Origin of the sequence: Kitasatospora sp. NPDC053057, assembly GCF_044546945.1 — a bacterium.
In the GTDB taxonomy this organism is placed as follows: Bacteria; Actinomycetota; Actinomycetes; order Streptomycetales; family Streptomycetaceae; genus Kitasatospora.
Genome location: NZ_JBITZP010000008.1, coordinates 194,878 through 206,077, shown reverse-complemented (window position 1 = coordinate 206,077; position 11,200 = coordinate 194,878). Strand labels below are relative to the sequence as shown.

Sequence of the window (11,200 nt, the reverse complement as noted above, 5' to 3'; positions counted from 1 at the left end):
CTCAGGGGGATCACGATATGGGGAAGAGCCGGGGATCGGTCCGCGCGGTGGGCGTGGGCATCTCGGTGGTGCTGCTGGTGGCCGGAGCGGCGGCCTGCGGCGACGACAAGAAGGACGCGAAGGCGGGCACCACGGCGGCTGCGGCGGGCACGCCCTCGGCGGCGCCGACGTCCAAGGGGCCGGAAGCCTTCTCGGCGGCCGGCTACCGCGGTCTGAAGCCGGGGATGGCGAAGGACGCCGGGCTGGCCACCGGTGCGCTGGAGGCGGCGCCGGTCTCGCTGCTCGACGGCTGCACCGACTTCGTCTACAAGGGCGGCCCGGCGCCCGACAAGACCCGGATGGACGCCGAGGCGGCCACCGAGGCCCGCTACAAGGACCTCAACGCCAAGGCGGACGCGGCCCAGGGCAAGGCCCCAGCCCCGGCCGGGACGCTGCCGCCCGGCGCCTCCGCCAAGGACGTCGCCGCGGCTGCCGCCGGCTCGGCCGCCGCGGCCAAGGACTCGGCCGCCACCGCCAAGCTGATGGCCGACGCCACCCAGTCCATCGCGGACATGTGGGTGGCCCGTGAGGCCAAGGACAAGGCCTTCCTGTCCACCGGCCGGGTCTCCTTCGCCGCCTCCGGCCTGCGCGAACTGGTCGCCCCGGCCGAGGCGAAGACCGCCGAGGGCATCGGCGCCGGCTCCACCGTGGACGACCTGCAGCGGGTGTACGGCGGCAAGGGCCTGCTGGAGGCCAAGAACGGCAAGTACCTGCTGCCGGTCGAGGGCCAGCAGGGGTGGGACTACGAGTTCACCGTGGACGGCGCGAAGGTCGCGGGGATGGCCGTGGTGAACCGCGACATCAAGTGCGTCTGACCACCTGACGGCCCGCTGTCTTCCGGTACTACGACCCGGCGCTATGCCGTGACGAGTCGCCCGTGCCCGCGCAGGGCCGCGCGGGCACGGGCGACACCGCTGGGAGTGGCGTCGGCCCCGATGCCGACGGCGATGGTCCTCGTACCGATTCCCGCGCAGGCGCGGCAGATCCCGGGACGGGGCACCGGATCATGGCAGCGCCCGCACTCGGCGTAGGAGGCTGGTGGGGCCGCCGGGCGGACGGGCGGCAGCTTGCGTCGCAAGCGATCGCGGAGGATCGCCACCGGGGAGTGCATCCGTTGCGGCAAGCCGGGAAGCAGTGCGTGGGCCAACTCGGCTTCGCCGCTGCCCTGTTCCAGCCACCGTGCGACGAGCGGGGCCAGCGTCCGCGCCTCGGCCTCGCCGAGGCGCAGGCGCGGTTCGGACCGGACGACCCGGAACAGCGTGGCCACGGCTGTGCGGATCTGTTCATCCGGGAGGGTGGGTTCTTCTCCCGGGTCCTTTACGGGAGGGGTGACAGTGCCGCCGGTGCCCCGCTCACCGGCGGCCGGACGGGGGACAACCGGTGCCAGTTGCGGGACGTCGAAGACATGGGCCTCGGAACGGACGGTGCCGTCGGGCATCCGGATCGTGTCGACGCGGTAATACCCGGCGTCCTTCAGCTCCTTGAGCGCCCGCCGGACGGCGCCGCGTCCCTGTGGACTGCTGTCCGCCATGTGCCGCCCGTCCTCGCGCCACCCGTTCGGGCGGGAGAGCAGATCGGCGAGGAGGCCTCGGGCGGTGTAGCTGAGCCGACGGTCCTGAAGAAGGCCGTTAGGAAGAACGGTGAAAGAGCGCGCGTGGGCGCTACGATGAATCTGCATTGGGAGTGGTAGCTCCTGTGCCGGACCCCGGGGTGTTCCACCACCGCCGGGGTCAACTGTGTTCTGTTGACAACGCGGAACGTAGCACACTGGCTACGCTGAGTGCCAAGCGTTGGAGGGGCTCATCTACTATTGCCGCGTTCCGACAGACGCACCGCAGATCAGGCGGCGGCGCCGTACTGGCTGGTCAGCCGCTGGACTTCGGCATCCTTGAACGCCTGCACCTCTTCCACGATCCCGCTGTTCGACAGCTCGGCCACAGGGAGGCAGAGGTCCATGCGCTGGATGCAGACACCGACCATGTACTCGCCCTGGTCGGTGAGGTACAGCCGGATGCCGTAGTAGCCCTCCTGGCAGTCCGTCTCGTTGTTGAACCGGCACGACGCGCAGGTGTCCGGGAGCCGCACCGGCAGCAGCCGCTTGACGTAGACGGCCCGGCTGCCGAGTGCCCGGTAGAGGGTGCGTTCGTCGGAGGTGCCGGCGGTGAACGTCCGAAGCACCGGTTCCGCGCCGACTCGGTCGAGCACTTCGGAGATCGCCGCGATCGATTCCGCTCCGTCCTGGATGCTGGTGAGCATCCGCACGTCCGCGAACTGGCCGTACGACTCGACCAGGTTGACGACCCGGTCCACATGGGCCATGCCGGGAACGACGATGTTCACGGAGGCCTTTACCCCGTTGGAGACGGCGGCCCGGATGGTCTGCTCCGCCGCACGGATCTTCGTCTCAGCCAGACCCGCCGACTTGAAGCGCTCGGACTGAACGGCCTGGAGTTCTTCGGCGGTTGTGCCGAAGACGGAGACGTTGACCCGGTTGAGTCCGGAGGCCGAGCAATCCGGCATCACCTGCCGGCCGCGCTCCCCGTTGCTGGTCATTCCGACGCTCAGGCCCATGCCAGTGAGCGCCGATACCAGTGCGGAGACCTCCGTGTGGAGGGTGGGCTCCCCTCCGGTGAGGTGAACCTCGTTGGCGGCGAACGCCTTCGTCACGGTCCGCACCGCACGTCGGAAGTGCATGTCCGGGGCCATCTTCGAGGCGAGGAAGTTGACGCCGTTCGTCTCGCTGTAGATCGACACGCGCCCGGTCCTGCCGGGCGCCGCGACGAAGGGCAGCAGTGTACGGCCGCGGTTGTCGGCGGTGACCGGGGTTCCCTCGTTGTGGCAGAACGTGCAGGCCAACCCGCAGTCGTCAATCACCTTGATGCGGATGGTCCTGTCCCGGACGACCCGGATCGCCGGGTGCTGGGTCACTGGCAAGGCATGTCTCCTGTTACTCGAAGGTGAGCCGGCGAATCGCCTCGATGTCGATCCCGTACCGGCGGTAGACCTTGGTCGTGTTCTCGCTCGTCAGCTCGGCCAGGGGAAGGCCGAGCGCGAGCGCCGTCGCGTGGACGTGATCGGCGCTGACCCCCTCGATCTCCAGGTACGGGGGGATCAGCGGCCACTCGTCGATCTCGATGGCCGCACCGCCCAGCGTCCAGGAGGACCGGCGGTTCTCCTGATACGCCTTCGGCTGGTATCCGAGCTTGCCGAGGAGCGTGTTCGTGGCGTCGAAGTCGCCGACCGTCGTCTCGGTCTCGGTCACGCCGTCGATCGCGTCGGAGTGGATCTCCTTGACGCACAGTGTGACGTCGCTGCCGGTGTCGCGCAGCCGGACCCACGCACCGGGCCGGCCCGGGATGTCGTAGACGTAGCGGCGCTGGACGCGGTCGGCCACGTGCTCGGCCCCGGCCTCGACCAGTAGCACGCGGGTCTTCTCCGGCTCGACGTTGAGGATCTTCGCTTCGAACTCAGTTGCTGTCATTGGCCGTTGCCTTCCTCGATGCCGTACGGGACACGCGAGCGAACGATATCGGCGATCGCGCGGGCCACCTGCTCCGGCGTGCGGTCAGTGCCGTCCACGCGGAGCAGGCCGAAAGCCCTGTACACGCGGGTGCTTTCGGCCACATTGGGCTCCTCCCGCTGGTGCCAGTAGCTCAGCGTCCCGCGCTCGGCCCGCCGACGGAGTCGCTCTTGGCGAACGTGCTCGTCCACCTCCAGCATGATCGGTACATTCGGGATGAGGGCCTCCTTCGGGTACTCCGGGGGGCAGTCATGTCCCATGGCCCTGTGCGTGGCGATAGTGCGCGGGAAGTAGGACTCGACCACCACGGTTCGGCCGCTCTCCGTGAGCGCCCGGGCCGTTTCCGAGGTGATGTGGTTCGCCATCAGCCACCAGTGGAGCCGTGCCGGCAGGATGCCGGTGGTGTCCACCTCTGCGCGCATGCGGGGGAACGTCGGCAAGGCGTCGTGCGTGAGGTGGACGCCGTTGACGAAGGCGGCGACCAGCGGGGCGACGGTGGTCTTCCCGCTCGCACTGAGACCGTCGAGGGTGACGAAGGACCCTCGGGGCATATCCATACGAACTCCATTCCTCGGTCGACTTCCGGGGTGTGCGTGTTGCGGCACCCGCCCGGCCACCGGGGGGTGGCCGGGCGGGCGTCTCGGGGTCACGCCGAACGCGTCAGACGACCTGCGGCCTGGTCGTTGGCAGCGTGGACGAGGACGGCCAGACGCCGGCCACCCGTGATCAACTGGTCAGCCGCGCACTCGAACCACACGGTCTTGCCAGGCCCGGTCGGGTGCCAGCCCCACGAGTGGGCGAGTCCTCCGACCAGGAGCAGCCCCCGGCCACCCGTGATGGTGTCCTCCGCCGCGTCCCGGTCCGGAAGGTCCAGGCTCGAATCAGCGACCTCTACTCGGAGCCGTTCGCCGGTCCATCGCACCGTGACCCGGCACCGTGCGTGGGTGTGCTCGATGGCGTTGGCCAACAACTCGCCAGCGCAGAGCTCCACGTCCCGCAGAGCGGCGTCCGACATGGGCACCCGCCACGCTTCGGCGATCTTCCGGATCAGACGGCGGGCGGGCGGCACGGCCGCCGCCTCCGGTTCGACGTCCCATTCCTGTGGCACCGGGAACGAGGCGGTATTGGTCGGGCTCATCAACGTGGCCGGGTGGTCGTTGATGGACATGCGGCCTCCAGCCGTTGGGAGTTGTGAGGGCAGGACCGACCTGACCGAGGCGTGGGATCGACGCTGCACTGACGTCGCCCGGGGGCCTTCCCGACAGCACCGGCGTAACCGGCCCATCACCCCGGGCGACTGAGAACCATCAAACGCCTGCGGTTCGGGTAGAGACAGGGCGATCCTGTAGGCAGACGCTAGGCAGTTCACTAGGCTGTCTGGCCTCCACCAGCGGCGCCGCAGAGACGGGCCTCGGATGACCAACGACGAGCTACGAAGGCTTCGTCTCGGGCGAGAGTGGACCCAAGGCGAGGTCGCAAGTCGGGCGAACGCCCGGATCAAGGCCGGGACAGGCCGCGAGTCGGCGATTGACGCCAATGTGATCAGCCGATTAGAACGTGGCGTAATCAGCTGGCCCGACGCGGAGGTGCGCGACGCCTTGCGTGGCGTCTTCGGCGTGGCCACGAACGCAGAGCTGGGACTGTTCCCGAAACGGACCCGGCGGGACCGTGAGGAGGTGAGTGAGTCGAAGCGCCGCGACTTCTTGGCCGTCTCCCTGGCCTCGATCCTGCCCGACGTCATGCCGTCCCCATCTTCCCTGGGTATGAAGGACGTTGACGACATCGCAGAACGAACCTTCGCTCTGGAGGAGTGGGACCGGCGAAGCGGAGGACTTGCCACACGTCACCTTGCCTTCGGTGAGCTGCGAAGTGCCGTCGACCTCACCAAGTCGTCGATGGGACCGCGTGTCCGCGACCGGCTGTGCGGCCAGATCGCCAATCTCGCCGACCTTGCAGCGTGGTCGGCATTCGACGCGGGCCAGAGCGCACCGGCACGCAGCACATTCGGGCTCGGGATCAAGGCGGCGCAGGAGGCCTGCGATGACGGACTCCTGTGCCACGTCGCCACTGGCCTTGCTCGTCAGGAGATCGCCGAGCGCAAATCGAAGGATGCCGTCGCCCTGGCCGACATGTCGATGGGAAATGTGCCCCTGTCGGCCCTCGCGATGATCGCCGCCGTGAAGGCGCAGGCGTACGCCCTCCAGGGAGACGAACCCGAGGTGATGCGGCAGATCGCCCTTGCGGAGTCGATCTACAGCCGCGTCACCGACCTCCGCAGCGAACCACGCTGGATGTGGTACTTCACCGAACACAAGTTGCACGGCGAGACAGGTCACGCCCTCTACCTGCTCGCGACGGTCAAGGGGAGATCCGTCTCCGACCTGGTGTCCCGACTCCGCCGCGCCGTCGACTCCCAGACCTCCAACCGGGCCCGCGCGAAAGCGATTGACACCGCCCAACTGGCCACGGTGCTCTACCGCCAAGGTGCTCGGGAAGAAGCCGAGCACTATGCCCGCACCGCCGCTGATCTTTCCACCGTGGTTCGCTCCGCACGACTGGACGCCGCACTGGCCGAAATGAGGAGAGCCCAGGCATGACCATCGAAGATGTGATCAAGGAAGCCGCAGCTCGGGGTGTTACGGGACTCCCGGAGCCCTCCAAGCTCACCCACGTCCGGGTGTGGCCAGGTGCATCACAGTGGGTCGGCGAGGTTGGCGAGCCGCCCCACAATGAGACCGTGGGTGACGGCATGTTCGACACCAAGGACGAGGCTCAGAATGCCGCGTTGAAGGCCGTTGCGGATGGTCGGGCCTCGCTGATCGCCGTACTGCCGGCGGACCTTGCCTCGATGGCTGGGGGGTGGCCGGAGCCGATCGTGAGCGCCTGGGACGCGTGACAGCCGAAGAGCGGTCGGCCTGAGAAACTCTCGGGTCGGCCGCACATGGTCAGCACAGGGATCCTCGTCTCTTTTTTCTGCCCAGCCCGGACATGTCCGGGCTGGGCAGAAGGACTAAGACTTCAATCGCTCCGGAGCTGCCCCAGTGACGAGCAACACCGCACAGCAGAACGCTGCAGTCGCCGACAAAGCGATCCTCGCGAACAGCGCCTACGCCGACGGACGCCACTTGGCCGCCCGACAGTCGATCTACCGGTGGCAGCGGCCGCAGTACGACCTGCCCGGGATCGTCGTCGAAGAGCTGGCCGGCACAAGCGGGATCGTCCTCGACCTCGGCTGCGGCAACGGCAAGTTCGTCAGTCGCCTGCACAAGGATCGTCCGGACCTTCAGGTCGTCGGGATGGACATCTCGGCGGGCATCCTGGCCGACGTCGAGAAGCCGGTTCTGGTGGCCGATGCCCAGGCCCTGCCCTTCGCCGACGACAGCGCCGATGCCGTGCTGGCCTTGCACATGCTCTACCACGTCGGTGACATCGAGGCCACGATCGAGGAGTTGGCTCGCGTTCTCCAGCCTGACGGTGTCCTCATTGCCTCGACCAACAGCGACACCGACAAACAGGAGCTGGACCGGCTCTGGGCCAAGGCCGCAGGGGACGTCCTCGGGATTTCCGAGGGACCGGCAAGGGTCTCCCTCAGCTCCCGCTTCTCTCTCGAGAAGGCTTCCGGCTACCTCGGGGTGGCGTTCCAGGACATTCGGGTTCGGGAACTGCCCGGCACCATCGAGATAGTCGACCGCGCGCCAATTGTTGCTCATCTGGCCTCCTACGAGGCTTGGGCCGACCAATCTGGCGTCCCGTTCCACGAGACCGTTGGCCGGGTGGCGGAGATCGTCTCCGCTGTGATCGAGACCGATGGGTCATTCAAGATCACATACCTTGGCGGTATTCTGATTTGCTATTCTTGACATCTAAGTCGACGGTTTTCGTTCCGCGCTGGCTAAATCTCATGTTATGTCGAATGCTGATCTTCGAGATCTGTCGAAAGCCTGGGGCATTCTGTTCCAATGTTTCTTTCCTTGAGTCGACCTTTGCATCGTTGCTTCGCCGGATGCGTCCGACGAGGCAACGATGGAACGTCACTTCCTGCGCAGGATGAGAGTGCCAGGCTGGTCAGGCGGGCAGGGGCAAGAGGTGATGCTTAGGTCTGTGTTCGGTGGCCCCGGCCAGCCTTGGCCGGGGCCATCGTTGCTTTCGCGGTTTCTGGGAAGGGCGGGTGGGTGGGCACCCGATGGTTGAGGTGGGCGCGAGCCCACCTGCCCATCCCTTCTAAGTCGTCCCTATCGTGCGTTCCGACCAGCCTCGCCGCGATCACGATCGCGGCGAGGCTACGCAAGGAAATGCAATGACCTCAGCCCTCCAGAATTTTACGCAGGAAGTCGGCCGAGTCGACTTCCTGTGCAAAAGGGGTCGGACAACCCCGTCGCCGCTCCGGAACAGCCGAAGCGGCGACCGCTGAGCAGTTCTGGCGGCGGCCCCGGCCGTTCTCGGCCGGGGCCGCCGCAGCTTCGTGCTTCGTGAAAAGGGTGGGTGGGTGGGGTAATCCAGCGTTTGGGTGCGGCCCGTGTGCTTGCACGTGGGCCCGCCGGTTCTCGTTCGGTTCGAGCAGTCCTTGAGTGCACTCCGCCCAGCCGTGAATCACGGCGGGGCGGAGCGGCTGTCTGTTTCTGATATTCGCTTTGCGCGGTCCTATGAAATCCATCTCATAGTGGCTCAGCGGGAGGCGGCGCGCTGGAGGGCGCTGGCGAGGAGGGCGAGGTCGGTGGGGCCGTTGCCGAGTTCGCGGACCGGGCGGCGGGCGGGTGGGGCGCCGAGCTGGAGCGGGTCTATCGCGACCACGGTGGGGCGCAGGGTGGCGGTGCGGGGGATGCGGCCGCTGATCCGGGCGGTCTGGAAGGCGGTGACACCGCCGTCCGGGCGGCGCAGGTAGCCGCGGCCGGGGGTGTCCTCGGGGAGGGCGGCCGCGTCGCCGAGGTGGATCAGCAGGTCGGAGTCGGCCGGGTCCTCGGTGCGCAGCGCGATCCGCAGCAGGGCGGCCTCGTCCACCTCGGTTCCGGCGCTCTCCTCCGGGCGGCCGGTGGCGACCGCGAGGTGGACGCCGAGCGGGCCGCCGCGGCGGGCGACGGAGGCGAGCGCGCGGGCCAGCGGGCGGCCGACCGGGGAGGTGGGGGAGAGCAGGGCGTCGTAGTCGTCGACGACGACCACCAGCCGGGCCGGAACGGGGCCGGAGGGGGTGGTTGCCGGCCGGGGGCCGTCGGCGCTGCGCGGCGGGATGATGCGGGGCGCCGCGGTGGAGGCGGCGCCGACGGTGGCGGGTACCGGTGCGGAGCTGAGGCCCTGCCCGTCCAGGCGGCGCCCGTCCAGGCGGCGCGCGTCCACGCTGTGCTCGTCCAGGCTGTGCCCGTCCAAGATCCGGGTGGCGTGCCAGGAGGCGAAGTCCAGCCCGTCGAACAGCCGCTCCCGCAGGGCGAGTTCGTCCTCCAGCGCCTCGGCCGCGAGGAGTGCGGCGCGCGGGTCGGCGGCCGCGTTGACCCGGCCGGTGACGTGCGGCAGCTCGGAGCAGCCGGAGAGCCCGTCCTCGGTGGCCCGGCCCTCGATGAGGGTGACGGCGAGGCGCTCGGGCCGCTCGGAGACGGCGAGCGAGGCGACCAGGGTGCGCAGCAGTTCGGTCTTGCCGGAGCCGCGGGCGCCGCCGATGAGCAGGTGCGGGCCGCCCGGGTCGGGGGAGGGCAGGGTGAGCTCGGGGTCGGCCAGGTCGAGGGTGCACAGCTCGTCCCGGGTGGTGCCGAGCAGCGCGGTGGCGGCGCCGATGCCGCCGGCGTGGGCGGCCCAGCGGGCGGACAGCTTGGCCGGGGTGACGGTGTCGAGCTGGAGCAGGTCGAGCAGCCGCAGCGCGTCCGGCAGCGGGCCGCGGGAGGCCGGGGCGGCCTCGCGCAGCGGGGCGAGGACGCGGGCCAGCCGTTCGGCCCAGGCGTCGGAGACGGCGTCCAGCGAGATCTCGTGCAGGGTCTCCCGGCCGCGGGCGACCGGGCGGTCCAGCGAGAGCTGGGTGCCGACCTCGCCGGTGATCAGGGCGGTGGCGCCGAGGCCCCGGGGCAGCAGCTCGGGCTGTTCGGCGAGGCAGATCGGGAAGATGCCGACGGCCGGGCCCTGGCGCAGCAGCAGGTCGAGCGCCTGCCGGGCGGCCTCGCTGGTCGGGCGGCCGTCGACCACGACCACGGTGGCGGGGTGGCCGCCGAGGCCGGTCGGGCCGCTGAGCCGGGCGGTGAGCTCGGTCAGCCGGGCGGTGGCCTGTTCGTCGTCGAGGCCGACCAGCAGCCGGCAGTCCTGGCCCTCAGCGGGGCGCAGGTGGGGCAGCCACAGTGCCCAGGCCCAGGTGTCGACGCGGTCCTCGGGGGTGCGGGCCGGGTCGGCGTCGACCACGACCAGGCTCAGCCCGGTGGGCGGGTGGAGCGCGGCGAGCTGGGCGACGACGGCGCGGGTGAGGGCGTCGAGGCGTTCGCGCGGGCCGCTGAGGCCGAGGCTGCCGGCGGTCTGCAGGTCGAGGGTGACCGGGACGGCGGGCAGCATGGTGCCGGGCGTGGTGCCGGCGCCGCCGGGGCGGTCGGCGGTGCCCAGCCGCAGGGTGAGCGCGTCGGGGTGGCCGGGGCCGCGCTCCCACAACCGGGGGCCGGGGCCGACGGCGTTGAGCAGCACGGTGGCGAGGTCGGGCCAGCGCTCGCGCTGGGCGGTGGCCTGGCGCAGCCGGACGGCGGTGTGGTGGCGTTCGGCGCTCTCCTGGCCGGTCGGTTCGGCGGCGCGGCCGGGCAGCAGGGAGAACAGGCCACGGCCGCGGCCCGGGGCGGGCTCGGGGGCGGCGGGCGGCTCGAACACCGGGGCCGCGGTGCGGACCGGACCGGGTGCGGCGAGCTGGAGGTGGCCGTTGCCGTCGGGCAGCGCGGCCCGGACGGAAGCGGGGTCGGCCGGTTCGAGGACCTGCAGGGTGGACTCGCCGATCCGCAGCAGGGCGCCGTTGTCCAGCGGGACGGCGGCCTCGGCCGGCAGGGGCGGGACGATCCGGCCGTCGAGGGTGGTGCCGTTGGTGGAGCCGAGGTCGCGGACGGCGACCCGGCCGTCCTCGCCGAGGTGGAGGGCGAGGTGCAGCCGGGAGACGTCCGGGTCGTCGAGCGGGACGTCGGCCTCGCCGGAGCGGCCGATCCGGATCTCCCGGCCGTGCAGCCGGTGGACGCCGCCGGCGTCGGGGCCGCCGACCACCCGCAGCTCGGCGGCGGCGGGGGTGTCGTCGGGGTCGTCGGCGGTCGGGTCGGGCTCGTTGAGGCTGAGGACGGCGCCGTCGAGCAGCGGGGGGTGGCCGAGCAGGGTGTGCTCATCCACCCGGTGCGCCCCGGCGTACAGGTGCACATGGGTGGCGGCCCGCGGTCCGCGCACGCCGACGGCGCCGGCGAGCGCGCCTGCTATGGCGCCGAGCGCGGTGCCGACGGGTGCGGTGACCAGCACGTCCACGTAGGGGATGGCGGAGCCGGCGGCGGTCGGGCCGCTGCGCGGTCGGAGGACGGTCAGCCGGATCTGCATCTCGCCCGCGGGTCCCTTCTGCTGGTGTGATGCCTGGTACCGCTGCCCGGTGTCGTCGCGGACGCGCCGGGCGGCCGCGGCGACCCTTTGGGCCACACGAGTGGCGAGTGTCCATCC

10 protein-coding genes are annotated in these 11,200 nt (G+C 70.4%); 4 read left to right on the top strand and 6 right to left on the bottom strand.

Annotated features, from left to right (window positions below):
* Nucleotides 1-17 precede the first annotated feature (17 nt).
* The gene (locus ACIG5E_RS12155) at nt 18-854 is read left to right on the top strand and encodes a hypothetical protein (RefSeq protein WP_396533241.1); all 837 of its coding nucleotides are present in this window, start codon (nt 18-20) and stop codon (nt 852-854) included.
* Between the two features lie 41 nt (nt 855-895).
* On the opposite strand, the gene ACIG5E_RS12150 is transcribed toward ACIG5E_RS12155, so the two are convergent.
* From ACIG5E_RS12150 to ACIG5E_RS12130, 5 genes are all read right to left on the bottom strand, one after another.
* Complete coding sequence (locus ACIG5E_RS12150; protein WP_396533240.1) at nt 896-1,570, bottom strand: hypothetical protein; 675 nt, start codon at nt 1,568-1,570, stop codon at nt 896-898.
* A 308-nt stretch (nt 1,571-1,878) separates the two neighbouring features.
* Entirely contained in the window at nt 1,879-2,967 is a 1,089-nt protein-coding gene (locus ACIG5E_RS12145) for a radical SAM protein (RefSeq protein WP_396533269.1), read from the bottom strand.
* Nucleotides 2,968-2,986: 19 nt separating this feature from the next.
* Complete coding sequence (locus ACIG5E_RS12140) at nt 2,987-3,520, bottom strand: class IV adenylate cyclase (protein WP_396533239.1); 534 nt, start codon at nt 3,518-3,520, stop codon at nt 2,987-2,989.
* A complete protein-coding gene (locus ACIG5E_RS12135) occupies nt 3,517-4,116 on the bottom strand; it encodes a hypothetical protein (protein WP_396533238.1) in 600 nt (199 codons plus the stop codon). Before ACIG5E_RS12135 ends, ACIG5E_RS12140 begins: the two co-directional genes overlap by 4 nt.
* 89 nt (nt 4,117-4,205) lie before the next feature.
* Nucleotides 4,206-4,727, bottom strand: coding sequence for an ATP-binding protein (locus ACIG5E_RS12130; protein WP_396533237.1), 522 nt, complete (start codon nt 4,725-4,727; stop codon nt 4,206-4,208).
* 247 nt (nt 4,728-4,974) lie between these two features.
* Between ACIG5E_RS12130 and ACIG5E_RS12125 the strand changes: the two genes are divergently transcribed.
* The 3 genes from ACIG5E_RS12125 to ACIG5E_RS12115 all read left to right on the top strand — a co-directional run bounded on the left by ACIG5E_RS12125 (nt 4,975) and on the right by ACIG5E_RS12115 (nt 7,419).
* Nucleotides 4,975-6,156, top strand: a complete 1,182-nt coding sequence (locus tag ACIG5E_RS12125; RefSeq protein ID WP_396533236.1) for a hypothetical protein — start codon at nt 4,975-4,977, stop codon at nt 6,154-6,156.
* A complete protein-coding gene (locus ACIG5E_RS12120; RefSeq protein WP_396533235.1) occupies nt 6,153-6,455 on the top strand; it encodes a hypothetical protein in 303 nt (100 codons plus the stop codon). The genes ACIG5E_RS12125 and ACIG5E_RS12120 overlap by 4 nt, the downstream gene beginning before the upstream one ends.
* 145 nt (nt 6,456-6,600) lie before the next feature.
* The gene (locus tag ACIG5E_RS12115) at nt 6,601-7,419 is read left to right on the top strand and encodes a class I SAM-dependent methyltransferase (RefSeq protein ID WP_396533234.1); all 819 of its coding nucleotides are present in this window, start codon (nt 6,601-6,603) and stop codon (nt 7,417-7,419) included.
* An 805-nt stretch (nt 7,420-8,224) separates the two neighbouring features.
* Here ACIG5E_RS12115 and ACIG5E_RS12110 read toward each other — a convergent pair.
* The gene (locus ACIG5E_RS12110; protein WP_396533233.1) at nt 8,225-11,179 is read right to left on the bottom strand and encodes an FtsK/SpoIIIE domain-containing protein; all 2,955 of its coding nucleotides are present in this window, start codon (nt 11,177-11,179) and stop codon (nt 8,225-8,227) included.
* Nucleotides 11,180-11,200: the final 21 nt, after the last annotated feature.